This is a genomic window from Thalassobaculum sp. OXR-137 (genome assembly GCF_034377285.1).
GTDB lineage: Bacteria > Pseudomonadota > Alphaproteobacteria > Thalassobaculales > Thalassobaculaceae > Thalassobaculum.
Window position 1 is genome coordinate 411,476 of record NZ_CP139715.1, and the last position, 14,094, is coordinate 425,569.

Below are 14,094 nucleotides of genomic sequence, written 5' to 3' on the forward strand. Positions count from 1 at the left end.
ACCTGATCCGGGAGCGGGCCGGGACCCCGTGCCGTTTTGTCCAGGTCCCGGTCGAACCCCGGGTCAAGCCCGCTGTTCACCGGGATGACGATGAAATTTGAATGAGACAGAAAAGATCTCGACCTGAGCGGCCCCGGCCCGGACTTGATCCGGGGTGGGGCGTGTCGAAGGGCCGGGACTTGCGACGGCTATCGCCCCGTCGCCTTGAACGCCTTCTCCAGGGCCCGGAAGGTCAGCAGGATGGAGGCGTGGCGGTTGGTGAAGGCCTTCGCCGGCAGCAGGGCGGAGAGCGCCTCGAACCGGCCGCCGGGCGCCGGGCCGTCCCGCTTCAGCATGTTCTCCAGGGCCGTCGCCGCCGCGCGCACTTCGGCGACCGACGCGCCGACCACCGCCCCGCCCACCGCCGAGGCGGCGGCGGAGCCGAGCGCGCAGGCTTCCACGCGCTGGCCGTACTCGGCCACCGTATCGCCGTCGAAGCGTACCTGGATCGTGACCCGGCTGCCGCAGGCGCGGCTCACCGCCCCGGTCTCGGCATCGGGTGCGGCCACCACATACCCGTCGCGGGCGATGGTCTCGGCCAGGTCCAGCAGCCGGTCCTGGTAGACGCTGTCCAGGGAGGGAGAGGTCGGGGCCGGAGGCTGGGCCGCCATCGCCGCCTACGCCGCGTCGAGCTCGGCCGTCGCGCGCTCCTTGATCGCCTTCAGCATGGCGCCGAGCCCGTTCTTGCGGGTCGGCGACAGGTGCGAGTCGAGGCCGATGGCTGGGATGAAGTCGGGCTCGGTGGCGACGATCTCCTGCGGCGTGCGGTTGGAATAGACTCGCAGCAGCAGCGCGATGATGCCGGAGACGATGGCCGCATCGCTGATCGCGTGGAACACCAGCCGGTCGCCCCGCTTTTCGCCGACCAGCCAGACCTGGCTCTGGCAGCCCTTCAGCTTGAACTCGTCGCGCTTATAGGCCTCGTCCAGCGGCGGCAGCTTGCGGCCGAGATCGATCAGGTACTCGTAGCGCTGCATCCAGTCGTCGAAGAAGGCGAACTCGTCGATGAGCTCTTCCTGCTCCTCGTCGATCGGGCGCTCGGGCGCGGCGTCTTGCGAGGCGGGGGTCATGGTGTCCATGTCCAGGATTTGGCGCGTTGCGGGACGGCTGTCAACGCGGACGCGGTCAGGAGAGGGCTCCCCGGGCCGCGACCGGCCACAGGCATTCGACGTGTCCGCTCTCCAGCCCGCCGCGCACGCCCACATACCAGTCGTACAGGTTGACCGTCGGATCCACGTGTCCGGGCACCAGCCAGACCCGGTCGCCGAGCTTCGTGGCCGGAGCGCCCGTCCCGAGCGAGAGCTTGCCGTGCTCGTCGGAGGCGGAGACGTAGGTGGTGTCCTTGCGCTGCCAGACGACCGGCAGACCACTGTCCACCGAGGAGGCCTTGAGGCCGGCATCGACCACCGCCCGGCCGGGCACGACCGCGCTCATCACCGAGGCGGCGATGAACAGGGCGTTCTCGAATTCCAGGCCCTCGGAGCCGTCGTCCTTCAGGTTGCGGCCGTAATCGGCATCCATCAGGCAGTAGGAGCCTGGCTGCAGTTCGTTCCACAGGCCGGTGCCGGTCTCGAACCGGAAGGTGCCGGAGCCCGCCCCGCCGATGGTCCGGCACTCCAGGCCGGCCGCGGCGAGCGCATCGACCGTCGCGGACACCGCTTCCGACGCCTGGGCGACGGCGGCCTTGCGTTCCAGATAGCCGCGGATGTGCTGGGCCGAGCCGTGATAGGCCTGGATGCCGTCGAACACGAGACCCTCCGCCTCGGCGATCCGCCGGGCCAGGTCGACCGCCGGGGCGCCGGGAGCGACGCCGCAGCGCGCCATGCCGACATCGATCTCCACCAGCACATAGAGCGTCGTGCCGAAGGCCCGGGCCGCCGCCGCATAGGCCTCCACCTGCTGCGGATCGTCGGCGCAGACACCGATGCGGGCGCGCCTGGCCAGGGCGGCGAGGCGGGCGACCTTTGCCGCGCCGACCACCTGGTTGGAGACCAGCACGTCGTCGATGCCGCCATCCACCAGCACCTCGGCCTCGCCGACCTTCTGGCAGCACTGGCCGACCGCGCCGCGCTCCATCTGCAGGCGGGCGATCATCGGCGACTTGTGGGTCTTGGCGTGGGGGCGGATGCGCACGCCGGTTTCCTTGGCGAAGGCGGCCATCCGGTCGAGATTGCGCTCGAAGGCGTCGAGGTCGATCACCAGAGCGGGGGTATCGATCGCGCCGGCCGGATCTCCGACACGGGCGGGCGGCGGGGTGGTCATGGCGGATGCTCCGGGTGACGAACGGGGGGAGCCACTGTCCTCCGGGAGGACGCCCGGGGCAAGACGGGGAACGCCCCTTATCCCAACTCCGTCATGCCATACGCGCACTCCCCGGACCTGTTCCGGGGCAATCCGATCCACGTGATGGAGCTTCAAAGGGAAGCGCCCGTCCTAGCCGAGGCGTTGACCCGGAACAGGTCCGGGGCGTGAGAAGAACGGGCATAGTGGCAGCCGCACGTCCTCCCTCACCCGCCCATTAGAAAGCCCGCCTTTCGGTGGAAAGGCGGGCCCGCAGTGCCGGTCCGTACGCTCCGTGATCGACGGCCGGACCGGCACGATTGAAAGGAAACTGCGTTCGGTTCGCTGGCGACGATGCCGGCGCCCGCAGGCTAATGGCGCTGCAGACGCTCTATCTCGTCCTTGATGGCCAGCTTCTGACGTTTCAGGTCATGTATCGCGACATCGTCCGGTAACGGTCGCCCGGACTCATTATCCAATTTCTCCTCGAGCGAGGCATGCCGTGCGCGCAGGGAGTGGATCCGATCAGTCGCTGTCATACGATCCTCCTTTCGACGTCTCCGGGGGCAGGTCTGCGTCCCGGAACCAAAAGCGTACCCCTCCCAGTTAGGCGCGCAACAATGAACTCTCAACCCCTTGAAGTTTTGACTGAAAGTTACCAGAAGCCCTTTACGCGAATAAGGTCTCCAAACCGAGGGATATGGCCAATGTCCGGTCGTCCGCGAGGGTTTCTCCCATGATCATGAGCCCCACCGGAGCGGTTCCCGCCGCGTGCACGGGGATGGTGGCGGCACAGCGGTCGAGGAAATTGCCGACCGAGCAGTTGCGCAGCATGGCCATGTTCACGGCCCCATAGACCGCATCGTCCGGCAGCAGGTCGGCGATCGGCGGGGCGATGCGCGGCGTGGTCGGCATCAGCACCGCGTCGAAGGCCGAGGTCTTGGCCGAAACCCGCGCCCGGATGTCGGCCCGGGCGTTGACCAGGGCGTAGTACTCCGCCGCCGACTGCTCGCTGGCCCGGCGCATGCGGGAGATGACGCGCGGGTCGAAGGCGTCCGGATCGCGCAGGATGTGCCGCTCGTGCAGGGCGTAGCTTTCCGGCGCGGTGAAGCCGCCCTTGGCGTTGACCACGGGCAACTCGAGCAGTTCCGGCAGCGAGAGATCGACGATGGTCGCGCCGGCCTCGGAGATCCGGGTCAGGGCCGCCTGGAACGCCGCCGCCGTCGCCTCGTCCAGATCGTCGAGCACGAAATCCTGCGGCACCGCCAGACGCAGCCCCTTCACCGGCAGGGCCGGGATGGCGTGCGGCGTCTCGCCGGCCAGGACCTGATGCACCCGCACGCAGCAGTCCAGGGTCGGCGCCAGCGGGCCGATGCTGTCCAGGCTGGTCGACAGCGGCACCGCGCCGGCGATCGGCACCCGGCTCTGGGTCGGTTTGAAGCCGGCGAGGCCGCAGAGGCTCGACGGGATCCGCACGGAACCGCCGGTATCGGTGCCGAGACCGACCGTCGCCATGCCGTCGGCCACGCCGACCGCAGCACCGGAGGAGGAGCCGCCGGGAATGCGCTTCGACGCCCGGTCCCACGGATTGGCCGGGGTGCCGTAATGCGGGTTGATGCCAAGGCCGGAATAGGCGAACTCGGTCATGTTGGTGCGGCCGACGATGACCGCGCCGGCGGCGCGCAGCCGGGCGACGACCGGAGCGTCGGCCTCGGCCGGCGGTTCGGTCGCCAGCACCTTGGAGCCGGCGGTGGTGACGGCGCCCTTCACGTCGAACAGGTCCTTGACCGAGATCGGCAGGCCTTCCAGCGGACGGGCCGGCACGCCGGCCTTGCGCAGACCGTCGCTGGCCGTGGCCTCGGCGCGGGCGCTGTCCTCCATCAGGGCGGTGAAGACGCGGGCCCCCTCTCCGGATGGATCCTTCGCCCGCTCAAGGGCGGTGTCCAGCAGGGCGGCGGCGGTGGTCTGGCCGGTCTCGAGGGCGGTGAGGATCTCGGCGATCGGGGTTTTCGGCACGAAGGTCATGGGTCAGCTCACCACGGGCAGGGTTTCGATGTCGTAGGCATGGGCGAGGCTGCGGCCGCGCGCCGGGTCGGTGATGGAGATCGCCAGCCGGTCGGCCGGGCGGATGCCGCCGGTCACCGGCACGGTGCCGCAGAGCATGACCGTGCCCGGCTTCAGGCCGCCATAGCCGTCCACCAGGTCCTTCAGCGGCCGGATCAGGGCGAGGGTGCCGGTCTGGTAGGTCTCTTCCTTGCCCTTGATCGTCGCCTTGGCTTCCAGCACCAGGGCGTCCAGATCGTCGTCCAGCGAGACCGCCCAGGCCGTGGTGCCCAGAACCTTCGGGCACATCTGCTTGGAGACGGCGATGGAATAGGTCTCCACCTTGCGGTCCGTATGGTCGGAGCCGACGGTCAGGAACAACCCCTTGTCGGTCGCCACCAGCACCGGCTCGACCTCGCCGGAGCTGTCGCCGCCCAGCACCTGCACCCGGTCCGACTGGGTGAGCTGCTCGACCGCGCAGCGGTAGTACAGCGGCACCGTGCTCGGCCCCGGCACGCCGATCTCGGCCAGTTCCTCGATGTGGTGGTCGATCGCCGCCTGGTCGCGGCCGGTCCAGCCGGCGACGACGCAGTTGGTGACGTCGACCTCGACCGGTCCGTCCGGCGTGTCGAACCGCAGAGCTTGGGCTCCCATATGTGCCTCCCGTTTGAAATCCGCGGGGACGATAGCTGCCGTCTGGGCATCGCGGAAGATCCGGATAAGGGGATGTGTCCGCGAGCGCCGCCGCACTATGGTGCCGGCATGTCGAGTGTACCTCCCACCACAGCCGCCGCCCCCGTCCGGAACCCGTCCCAGGACACCATGCGGGCGGTGCTGTTCATGCTGCTGGCGATCAACCTGCTGCCGTTCATGAACGTCGCGGCCAAGTTCCTGTCCGGCGAGTACCACACAGTGCAGGTGGTCTGGGCACGCTATACCGGGCATCTGGTCTTCGTGATCCTGATGTTCATGCCGCGCCAGGGGCTGTCTTTGTTCCGGGCGAGCAAGCCGGGGATCCACTTCATCCGGTCGCTGCTGATGTTCCTGGCCACGGCGTGCTTCTTCACCGCCCTGCGCTTCATCGAGGTGCCGGTGGCGAGCGCCATCAACTTCACCTCGCCGCTGATCGTCACCGCGCTGGCCGCCCCGTTCCTCGGCGAGATCGTCGGCGTCCGGCGCTGGACGGCGGTTGCGGTCGGCTTCGCCGGCGCGCTGATCATCATCCGGCCGGGCGGCGGCGAGACCCACTGGGCCATGTTCCTGGTCCTCGGCACGGCGCTCTGCTACGCGACCTACCAGATCTACACCCGCAAGTTCTCCGCCGCCGATTCGCCGGAGACGTCGATCACCTACATCGCCGTGGTCGGCGCGGTGATCTCCTCCATCGCCCTGCCGTTCTATTGGGTGACGCCGGTTTCGTGGCTCGATGCCGGGCTGTTCGCCCTGCTCGGCTTCATCGGCGGGCTCGGCCACTACTTCGTGATCCGCGCCTTCCAGTACGGCGAGGCGTCGGTCCTGGCCCCCTTCAACTACGGCCAGCTCGTGATGGCGATCATCGTGAGCTACTTCGTGTTCGGCACGTTCCCGGACATCTGGACCTTCGTCGGCGGCGGAATCATCGTCTCCAGCGGCCTCTACATCACCTATCGAGAGACCCTGCGCGGTAAGAAGCCCACGGCGCCGCCCTCCCCCACTCAGTCCTGAGCCAGATAGGCGCACAGCTCCCGCCCGACCTCCGCCATCAGCGGCCGCCAGGGCTGGACCTGGGTCTTGCGGAAGCAGCGGACGGTGGGGAAGCCGGGAAAGCGGTCGGTGCCGTATTCCAGGAAGACCGGCGCGTTGTAGAGCAGCCAGACCGGCTTGCCCAAGGCGGCGGAGATCCAGCCGACCGTGCTGGACGGGCAGATGACCAGATCCAGCGCCTCCACCAGAGCGAAGACGCCGTCGATATCGTCGGTGGTGTCGAGGCCGTCGATGACGGCGACATCGGCCCCGTTGCTCTCCAGTTCCGCGCGCCACCCCAGCCCGTACTGCAGGGAAACGAAGCGGGCGCCGTCGACCCTCAGCACCTCCTCGAAGGGTCCGATGCCCGGATAATGCGGCAGGCGGAAGGTGGTCAGCCGGCGGCTACGCCAGGCGATGCCGATCTTCGGGCCGTCGCCGAGGGCGGCCAGCCTCCCCCGCATCTCCGCCACCCGGGCCGGGTCGGCCTTCAGCCAGGGGACCGCCGCCGCATCCGCCTGCGCGATCGTCCCGCGATAGCGCGAGAGCAGCAGCGCGCCGTCGGCGAAGGCATCCGGGCGCCAGTCGTCGGGCACCCAGTCGTAGAGATGCTCCGGCGTGTTGCGGTCCCCGACCCGGTGATAGGCGTGCACATAGGCGTCGGGGAAACTGCGCCGCATCAGGGCGACGATCCGCTGGTCGCATTCGATGACGATCCGGCCGACATCGCGGGCCGCATCGGCGATGGCGCAGGCATGCAGCAGCTCGTCCCCCACCCCCTGATCGGCGGCGATCAGCAGGGTGATGTCCTTGTTCGGCGTGCCGTCCCACAGCGGGATCGACGGATCGCGGCGCACGGCGCTCGGCTTGCGCCGCATGTAGCTGTAGCCCTCCCAACCCTCGGCCATCTCGCCGATCGACAGGAGCTGGATGCCGAGACGGAAGCGGTAATGGGCCTCCCCCGGCGAGACTTTCAGCGCCTGACGCATCCAGCGGACCGCATCTTCGGCCTCACCGGCAGTGAAGGCCGCCTCCGACAGGCCGGCATAGGCCGAGGCCAGGTCCGGCCGTAATGTGCGGGCTCGAATGAATCCAGTGCGGGCCTCGGCGATCATCAGCCGGCCGACCTGCAGCCAGGCCAGGTGGTTATAGGCCTCGTGCCCGCCCGGGGCGATCACAGCCGCCGCCCGGAACGCACGCATGGCAGCGTCGCCCTGCTCGATGTCCATCAGCCCAAGGGCGTGGGACACCCAGCGGTCGGGCCGGGTCGGTGCGGCCGTCAGCGCCCGGTGGCGGGCGGTCGCGCAGGCCTTCAGCTCGGAGACGGCCTGCAGATGGTTGGCCCAGCGCGTCCAGCTCTCGTCGCTTTGCGGCACCAGCACCGCCGACCGGCGCAGCATCGCGACCCCTTCGTCCCGGCGCGGCCCGGTCGCGAGGATGCCTCCGAGCGAGGCCAGGGTATCGGGGAGCAGCGGGTTGCGGGCAAGCGCGGCCTCGTAGGCGGTGACCGCGTCGGCATGGCGCTGCAACCCGTGCAGCACCACGCCAAGCGCGTGCCAGTACGAGGCCTCCCCCGGGCCGTGCTCGACCGCACGCCGGAGCGCCTGTTCGGCGGCCTCGGCCCGGCCGCTCTGGTGCAGGGCCATGCCGAACCGGTACAGCAGATCCGCATGGGTCGGGTTCGCCTGCAGCAGATGGGCGTAGAGCGGGATCGCCTCCTGCACCCGTCCGGCCAGGTGCAGGGCGGTGGCGCGCTCCAGAATTTCTGTCGGCGTGGGCATGTCAGGCGTCGATGCCGCCTTCGACCATCGCGGCGGCCAGCGGCTCCCCGCGCTTCAGGTCGCGGGTCGCCCGACGGCCGAGCACGGTGTCGTAATGCTTCGGCGCGAGGCCGAGATTGGGGCGGATCGAGCGGATGTTCTGAGCGGTGAATGCCGCACCCGCCGGTACGTCTTCCACCACATAGAGCGAGCGCCGGAACTTGAGCCCCGCCTCCTCCGATTTGGTGGGGCGGTAGGCGGGCGCGCCGAGGGCGGCATGGGCCATGCGGGTGTCGCGCACCAGCCGGGCCAACTCGTCCGGCTCCAGAGAGAAGGCGCTGTCCACCCCGCCCTCGGCGCGGGAGAGGGTGACGTGCTTCTCGATCAGGCAGGCGCCCATGGCGACGGAGAGCGTGGCGATGGTGGTATCCATGGTGTGGTCCGACAGTCCGGTGACCACGCCGAGCTTGTCGGCCAGATCGGCGATGGTGCGCAGGTTGCTCTCCTCCGCCGGGGCGGGATAGGCGCTGACGCAGTGCAGGACGACGATCTGCTCCGCCCCCGCCCCGCGCGCGGCCTCGACCGCCTCGCGGATCTCCTCCAGGCTGCCCATGCCGGTCGACATGATCATCGGCTTGCCGGTCGCCGCGACCCGGCGGATCAGGGGCAGGTCCACCAGTTCCTGGGAGGCGACCTTGTAGGCCGGCGCGCCCAGGCTCTCCAGCAGGTCGATGGCCGTCGGATCGAACGGGGTGGAGAACACGGTGATCCCCAGTTCCCGCGCCTTGTCGAAAATCGGCCCATGCCACTCCCAGGGGGTATGCGCCTCCTCGTACAGCTCGTGCAGCCGGCGGCCGTCCCACAGCCCGCCCTGGATCAGGAACTCGGGCCCGTCATGGTCGAGCGTGATGGTGTCGGCGGTATAGGTCTGCAGCTTCACCGCGTCGGCCCCGGCAGCCTTGGCCGCCTCCAGGATGCGGAAAGCGCGGTCGATGTCCCCGTTGTGGTTCCCCGACATCTCCGCGACGATATAGGGCGGGTGGTCGGGACCGATCGGCCGTCCGGCTATGCTAAACTCGCCTTTCATCCAGCAGGTCCTCCGACCGGGCAGTTCCAGTGATTCGGCCGCCAGACGATACTCTTCCCACCGCCGCAAATGAAGCAGCACCGACCTCCGCCTCCCTGAAGGGCGAGCGGCTGGTGATCCGCGCCGATGCCGACAGCCGGATCGGCATGGGCCACGTGATGCGCTGCCTGGCGCTCGCCCAGAGCTGGATCGGCTTCGGCGGCACCGCCCGATTGGCCTGCACCGCCGTGCCCCCCGCGATCGCCGAACGCTATCACGATGCAGGGGCGGAGGTGGTGCTGCACGACCGATGGCCGGCAGAGGAGCTGGTGGACGATGCGGCCGCCGTGGTGGCCGACGGGCTGGAGATTGCGGACGGGGACCTCGCCGCGATCGCCGCGGCGGGACTGCCGCTCGCCACCATCGACGACATGGGTCATCGGTCGGCCTATCCCGGCGCGGTGGTGGTGAACCAGAACCTGCACGCGGACGCCGCCCTGTATTCCGGCAAGACCGAGGCCCGGCTGTGCCTCGGGCCGACCTACGGGCTGCTGCGCCGCGAGTTCCGCGACGCCGGCACCGGCCTCCGCGCGATACCGGAGACCGTCAGGCGCGTGCTCGTCCTGATGGGCGGTGCGGATCCCAAAGGCTACAGCGCCCTGGTCCTGGGTGCGGTCGCCGAGGCCGCAGCGGAGCTCGCCGGCGAGCCTGAGGTGATCCTGGTCGTCGGGGCGGCCAACCCCGCGCTGCACGATCTGGAGCGGCAGGCCGCACTCCTGCCGGCGCGGGTCGAGATCCGCCATGACGTGCGCGACATGGCGGACCTGCTCGCCTCCGTCGATCTGGCGGTGTCGGCGGCCGGGTCGACCGTGCTGGAGATGGCCTGCCTGGGCGTGCCGATGATCGTCGGCGCCCAGAACGAGAGCGAGACCGGCCCCGCCGCGGCCCTCGCCCGGCAGGGTGCGGCCATCGACATCGGACCGCTGGACCGCCTGGACACGGCCGCCCTGGCCCGCACCGTCGCCGCCGTGGCGCGGGACCCGGCCCGGCGACAGGTCCTGGCGCAGAACGCGCGGGAGCGCAGCGACGGCCGGGGCGCGGATCGGGTCGCCGCGCTGATCGCCGGGCTTGTCCGCCCTCAGGATTTCAGGTCGTAGTGCAGCAGCCCGTCACGCTCCTCCACCTGCTCGAACCCGCAGGCCTCGAAGGCCTTTCGGCTGGCCGTGTTGCCTTCCTTGATCTCCGAGCGGATCCGCGCGTCCGGCCACAGGGCCTTCACCTCCGCGACCGCCCCCGTCACCAGCACAGACGCCAGACGCCGGCCGCGCTCTTCGGGCGCAACGGTGAGGGAGATCTCGACCGACCCGTCCTCGTGCAGCAGTGCCGACGTGCTTCCCACCTTCGCCTCGCCCTCCAGGGCGATCCAGACATGCCGATTCGCATCCGCCGCTACCCGCGACATCCAGGCCGCGTGCGCCTCATGGGTCACCGGCTCGCCGCTGCGGGAATTCGCGCGGGTCAGCGGATCGTTGCGCCAGGCCAGCAGATCCTCGGAATCGTCGGCGGTGGCGGGGCGCAGGGTGATGGCGGGTCGGTCGCTCATGAACCCAGACTAGCCGTTATCCGGCGCCGGGGCGACGGCCACATGCTACCGTCAGTCGCCCTTTGGAGACGCCCCGGGAGACCTACGTGACGATTGCCGCCGTGATCCAGGCCCGCATGACCTCCACCCGCCTGCCGGGCAAGGTCCTGATGCCCGCGGCCGGACGCCCGATGCTGGCCCACCAGATCGACCGGGTGCGGCGGGCGGCGAGCGTGGACACCGTCTGCATCGCCACCACCGCCAACGCCGAGGACGACCCGGTCGTCGCCCTCGCCGAAGTCGAGGGGGTGGCGGTGTTCCGCGGCTCCGAGCCGGACGTGCTCGACCGGTTCGTGCAGGCGGCCGAAAGCGTGGGCGCCGACATCGCCGTGCGGCTGACCGGCGACTGCCCGCTCACCGACCCGGCGCTGCTCGACGCGGTGGTCGGGGTGTTCCGAGACAGCGAGCCGCCGGTGGACTACGCCACCAACAGCTTCCCGCGCACCTGGCCGATCGGCCTGGATGTCGAGGTCGTGTCCATGGCCGCCCTGCGCATCGCCAACGAAGAGGCGGACGACACCTACGACCGCGAGCACGTGACGCCGTTCCTCTACCGTCAGCCGGAGCGGTTCCGCATCGCCAGCTATACGTCGCCGGTGAATCTCGGCGCCAATCGCTGGACCCTGGACGAGCGGTCCGACTACGAGCTGCTGGTGCGGATCCTCGAGGCGCTGACCCCGGACAATCCGGCCTTCGGCTGGCGCGACGTGATCGCGCTGCTGGACGCGCATCCGGAATGGCGCACACTGAACGCCGGCGTCGCCCAGAAGCAGCGACGCTACGAAGACAGGATCGCGGGAGGATCGACATGACGACGAGCTGGCGCACCGAACAGGAGGCGTTCTGGAGCGGGGCGTTCGGCGACGACTATGTCGACCGCAACCAGGGGGCGGCGCTGCTGGCCTCGCGCACCCATCTGTTCTCCAACGTCCTGAAGCGGGCCGGCGGGGTCGCCTCGGCGGTGGAGTTCGGCCCGAATGTCGGCATCAACCTGGTCGCCCTGCGCCACCTGCTGCCGCAGATCGCCCTGTCCGCCATCGAGATCAACGCCAAGGCGGTGGAGGTGCTGCGCACCCTGCCCGACCTGACGGTGCATCACGGCTCGATCCTGGAGAAGCACCCGGTCGCGGTGAGCGAGCTCGCCTTCTGCTCCGGCGTGCTCATCCACATCAACCCGGACGCCCTGCCGACGGTGTACGACAACCTCTACGCCGCCTCCTCGCGGCTGATCCTGCTGTCGGAGTACTACAACCCCAGCCCCACGGCGATCCCGTATCGCGGCCATCAGGACCGGCTGTTCAAGCGCGATTTCGCCGGCGAGATGATGGACCGCTTCCCCGACCTGCGCCTGGTGGACTACGGTTTCCAGTACCACCGCGATCCGGCCTTCCCGGCCGACGACCTCACCTGGTTTCTTATGGAAAAGGCCGGCGCCTGACTTCTCGGCGCCGGATACATCATGCCCGATCTCCCGCTTCCCGAGCTGTCGCTCGCGCTGCTCGTCGCCTTCGCCTTTGCTGTCGGAGGTGGGGTCAAGGGCATCGTCGGCCTCGGCCTGCCGACCATCGTCATGGCGATCCTGGCCAACGTCGTCAGCCTGCGGACCGCCATCGGCATCCTGATCATCCCGCTGCTGATCTCCAATCTCTGGCAGATCGTCCAGGTCGGCGCGGTCGGCACTCTGGCGAAACGCTTCGGGCTGCTGAACGCCGCGGCGGCGGCCGGGCTGTGGATCGGAACGGAGATCCTGTTCTCGGTCGACCCGAAATGGATGCAGGTGGCGCTCGGCTGCCTGCTGATCGCCAATGCCGGCATGCAGATGCTGGGCGGCATTCCGACCATCCCGCGCCGCCGTGAGTTCGCCCTGTCGGTGCCGGTCGGGCTGTTCTCGGGGATCATCGGCGGGATGACCGGCAGCCAGGGGATCGTGATCGCGGTCTATCTCGCCAGCCTGGAACTGACCCGCGACGAGTATGTGCAGGGGGTGGGACTGTCGTTCTTCCTGACCGGCCTGGTCTGGGTCGTGGCGATCTGGGCCAATGGCGGCATCACGGTGGAGACCCTGCCGCTGTCGGCGGTGGCGCTGGTGGCGGCCCTGGCGGCCATGGCGATCGGCACCCGGATCCGCGGCCACCTGCCTCAGGCGCGGTTCCGCCAGGCGGTGTTCATCGTCATGGCCCTGATGGGCGCCAACCTGATCCGCAAGGCGGTGTGGGGGTAAGCCCTATACGCCCACACCCGTCATCCCGAACTTGTTTCGGGACCTCAGGGGCCAATGTCCGAGATAAGGTCCCGAAACAAGTTCGGGATGACAGTTTGGGGAAACGGAAGTGGTCTACCCCTCCCCCTCGAAGCAGATGTTCTCCAGCGGCTCGCCCTTCACGAAGCGGTCGAGCTGCTTGGCCACGAACATCCAGCGCCGGGTGGTCATCGGCTCGGTCCAGGCCGAGTTGTGCGGCGACAGGATCACGTTATCCAGCTTCTGGAACGGGAACTTGGACGGCCAGGGGTTCGGGTCCTCCTTCGACGGGTAGACGTACCAGACGTCGATGATCCCGCCGCGGATCCGCTTGGACGACAGCGCCTCGTACAGGGCGGCCTCGTCGATCACCTCGCCGCGGCCGACATTGCAGATCACCGCGTCCGGCTTCATCGCTTTGAACTGGGCAGCGCCGATCATGCCGCGGGTCACGTCGTCCAGCGGCGCGCAGACGATGATGAAATCGCTCTCCGCGCAGAGCCGGTCGAGCCCGTCGTCCACCGTCCAGTACTGATCGACCAGCTCGCCCTCGTCGCGGACCGTGCGGCTGACCGCCAGCACTGTCATGTCGAACGCCTTGCAGCGCCGGGCGACCTCGCGGCCGATATGGCCGTAGCCGACGATCCCGACCGTGCAGCCGCGCATCTCGCGGTGCATCGGGCCGGCGGAGATCGAGCGGCCGTTATAGGATTTCTCCACCATCATCGGATGGGTGTCGCGCATCAGCCCGGTCTGGAACTCCAGCATGCCGGCCAGGATGTGCTCGGCGATGGTGGTCTCGTGCTCATGGGTGTTGCAGAAGATCACGCCCTTGGGCAGTTCCGGCGGGGTGATCCAGTCATAGCCGGTGAACGGAATCTGGTAGAGCTTCAGCCGGTTGGTCTCCGGGAATGTCAGGCCGCCTCCGCCGCCCACGATGATATCCGCGTCCTGCAGCAGTTCCTGCAGGCGCTCGGGCTCCTCGTCCTTGTCGCAGCAGATGAAGCGCAGGTCGGACTGGGTGTGCTCGGCCAGGAAGTCGGCGCGACGGATCGAGTTCTTGCCGGTCAGCAGAACGGTCGGCGTTTCGCTCACGATGAACCTCGAGTGGAGTTTGCAGAACGGAGGGGGCGGATGGGCGCCCCGGGCAGGCACGGCGGAAGGGAGCTTGTGTATCACGGGCCGCTTTGTCTAGAGCACGATCGGATCAGATCGGCCAGATCTGATCCGTGAATCGTACTCTAAATACCTAAAGATAGAGCAAATTCACACGTTCGGATGTTTCCATCCGAACGTGATTTGC

General features: G+C 69.0%; 15 protein-coding genes. 5 read left to right on the forward strand and 10 right to left on the reverse strand.

Annotation, left to right across the window (positions count from 1 at the left end):
* Positions 1-188: 188 nt before the first annotated feature.
* The 6 genes from T8K17_RS01995 to T8K17_RS02020 form a co-directional block, all read right to left on the reverse strand.
* Entirely contained in the window at positions 189-650 is a 462-nt protein-coding gene (locus T8K17_RS01995; protein WP_322332832.1) for an iron-sulfur cluster assembly scaffold protein, read from the reverse strand.
* Between the two features lie 6 nt (positions 651-656).
* Positions 657-1,109 carry a SufE family protein gene (locus T8K17_RS02000; RefSeq protein WP_322332833.1) on the reverse strand — a complete coding sequence of 151 codons (453 nt, stop codon included), beginning with the start codon at positions 1,107-1,109 and terminating at the stop codon, positions 657-659.
* A 55-nt stretch (positions 1,110-1,164) separates the two neighbouring features.
* Complete coding sequence (locus T8K17_RS02005) at positions 1,165-2,301, reverse strand: DSD1 family PLP-dependent enzyme (RefSeq protein WP_322332834.1); 1,137 nt, start codon at positions 2,299-2,301, stop codon at positions 1,165-1,167.
* 389 nt (positions 2,302-2,690) lie between these two features.
* Positions 2,691-2,858: a YdcH family protein gene (locus tag T8K17_RS02010; protein ID WP_322332835.1), complete on the reverse strand. Its 168-nt coding sequence runs from the start codon at positions 2,856-2,858 to the stop codon at positions 2,691-2,693.
* 130 nt (positions 2,859-2,988) lie between these two features.
* Positions 2,989-4,344 (reverse strand): amidase, encoded by a 1,356-nt coding sequence (locus T8K17_RS02015; RefSeq protein WP_322332836.1) that lies wholly within the window; start codon positions 4,342-4,344, stop codon positions 2,989-2,991.
* Positions 4,345-4,347: 3 nt separating this feature from the next.
* Positions 4,348-5,016: a DUF2848 domain-containing protein gene (locus tag T8K17_RS02020; protein ID WP_322332837.1), complete on the reverse strand. Its 669-nt coding sequence runs from the start codon at positions 5,014-5,016 to the stop codon at positions 4,348-4,350.
* A gap of 108 nt (positions 5,017-5,124) precedes the next feature.
* On the opposite strand from T8K17_RS02020, the gene T8K17_RS02025 reads away from it, so the two are divergent.
* Entirely contained in the window at positions 5,125-6,066 is a 942-nt protein-coding gene (locus T8K17_RS02025; RefSeq protein ID WP_322332838.1) for a DMT family transporter, read from the forward strand.
* On the opposite strand, the gene T8K17_RS02030 is transcribed toward T8K17_RS02025, so the two are convergent.
* Both T8K17_RS02030 and pseI read right to left on the reverse strand, forming a co-directional pair.
* Entirely contained in the window at positions 6,057-7,865 is a 1,809-nt protein-coding gene (locus tag T8K17_RS02030; RefSeq protein ID WP_322332839.1) for a tetratricopeptide repeat protein, read from the reverse strand. The genes T8K17_RS02025 and T8K17_RS02030 overlap by 10 nt on opposite strands.
* A 1-nt stretch (position 7,866) precedes the next feature.
* Positions 7,867-8,931 carry a pseudaminic acid synthase gene (gene pseI / locus T8K17_RS02035; RefSeq protein WP_322332840.1) on the reverse strand — a complete coding sequence of 355 codons (1,065 nt, stop codon included), beginning with the start codon at positions 8,929-8,931 and terminating at the stop codon, positions 7,867-7,869.
* Between the two features lie 29 nt (positions 8,932-8,960).
* Here pseI and pseG point away from each other — a divergent pair, with 29 nt between their 5' ends.
* The gene (gene pseG / locus T8K17_RS02040; RefSeq protein ID WP_322332841.1) at positions 8,961-10,067 is read left to right on the forward strand and encodes a UDP-2,4-diacetamido-2,4,6-trideoxy-beta-L-altropyranose hydrolase; all 1,107 of its coding nucleotides are present in this window, start codon (positions 8,961-8,963) and stop codon (positions 10,065-10,067) included.
* Here the strand turns inward: pseG and T8K17_RS02045 are convergent.
* A complete protein-coding gene (locus T8K17_RS02045) occupies positions 10,049-10,513 on the reverse strand; it encodes a GNAT family N-acetyltransferase (RefSeq protein ID WP_322332842.1) in 465 nt (154 codons plus the stop codon). The genes pseG and T8K17_RS02045 overlap by 19 nt on opposite strands.
* Before the next feature lie 86 nt (positions 10,514-10,599).
* Here T8K17_RS02045 and T8K17_RS02050 point away from each other — a divergent pair, with 86 nt between their 5' ends.
* The 3 genes from T8K17_RS02050 to T8K17_RS02060 are packed head-to-tail and all read left to right on the forward strand — an operon-like array spanning position 10,600 to position 12,773.
* Entirely contained in the window at positions 10,600-11,364 is a 765-nt protein-coding gene (locus T8K17_RS02050) for a glycosyltransferase family protein (protein WP_322332843.1), read from the forward strand.
* A complete protein-coding gene (locus T8K17_RS02055) occupies positions 11,361-11,990 on the forward strand; it encodes a pseudaminic acid biosynthesis-associated methylase (RefSeq protein ID WP_322332844.1) in 630 nt (209 codons plus the stop codon). The genes T8K17_RS02050 and T8K17_RS02055 overlap by 4 nt, the downstream gene beginning before the upstream one ends.
* Positions 11,991-12,011: 21 nt before the next feature.
* Positions 12,012-12,773 carry a sulfite exporter TauE/SafE family protein gene (locus tag T8K17_RS02060; RefSeq protein ID WP_322332845.1) on the forward strand — a complete coding sequence of 254 codons (762 nt, stop codon included), beginning with the start codon at positions 12,012-12,014 and terminating at the stop codon, positions 12,771-12,773.
* Between the two features lie 114 nt (positions 12,774-12,887).
* Here T8K17_RS02060 and T8K17_RS02065 read toward each other — a convergent pair whose 3' ends face one another.
* Positions 12,888-13,886: a 2-hydroxyacid dehydrogenase gene (locus T8K17_RS02065; RefSeq protein ID WP_322332846.1), complete on the reverse strand. Its 999-nt coding sequence runs from the start codon at positions 13,884-13,886 to the stop codon at positions 12,888-12,890.
* Positions 13,887-14,094: the final 208 nt, after the last annotated feature.

Coding starts and splice junctions, on each gene's coding strand:
- T8K17_RS01995 (WP_322332832.1), bottom strand. CDS start 650: ATGGCGGCCCAGCCTCCGGCCCCGACCTCTCCCTCCCTGGACAGCGTC.
- T8K17_RS02000 (WP_322332833.1), bottom strand. CDS start 1,109: ATGACCCCCGCCTCGCAAGACGCCGCGCCCGAGCGCCCGATCGACGAG.
- T8K17_RS02005 (WP_322332834.1), bottom strand. CDS start 2,301: ATGACCACCCCGCCGCCCGCCCGTGTCGGAGATCCGGCCGGCGCGATC.
- T8K17_RS02010 (WP_322332835.1), bottom strand. CDS start 2,858: ATGACAGCGACTGATCGGATCCACTCCCTGCGCGCACGGCATGCCTCG.
- T8K17_RS02015 (WP_322332836.1), bottom strand. CDS start 4,344: ATGACCTTCGTGCCGAAAACCCCGATCGCCGAGATCCTCACCGCCCTC.
- T8K17_RS02020 (WP_322332837.1), bottom strand. CDS start 5,016: ATGGGAGCCCAAGCTCTGCGGTTCGACACGCCGGACGGACCGGTCGAG.
- T8K17_RS02025 (WP_322332838.1), top strand. CDS start 5,125: ATGTCGAGTGTACCTCCCACCACAGCCGCCGCCCCCGTCCGGAACCCG.
- T8K17_RS02030 (WP_322332839.1), bottom strand. CDS start 7,865: ATGCCCACGCCGACAGAAATTCTGGAGCGCGCCACCGCCCTGCACCTG.
- pseI (WP_322332840.1), bottom strand. CDS start 8,931: ATGAAAGGCGAGTTTAGCATAGCCGGACGGCCGATCGGTCCCGACCAC.
- T8K17_RS02045 (WP_322332842.1), bottom strand. CDS start 10,513: ATGAGCGACCGACCCGCCATCACCCTGCGCCCCGCCACCGCCGACGAT.
- T8K17_RS02055 (WP_322332844.1), top strand. CDS start 11,361: ATGACGACGAGCTGGCGCACCGAACAGGAGGCGTTCTGGAGCGGGGCG.
- T8K17_RS02060 (WP_322332845.1), top strand. CDS start 12,012: ATGCCCGATCTCCCGCTTCCCGAGCTGTCGCTCGCGCTGCTCGTCGCC.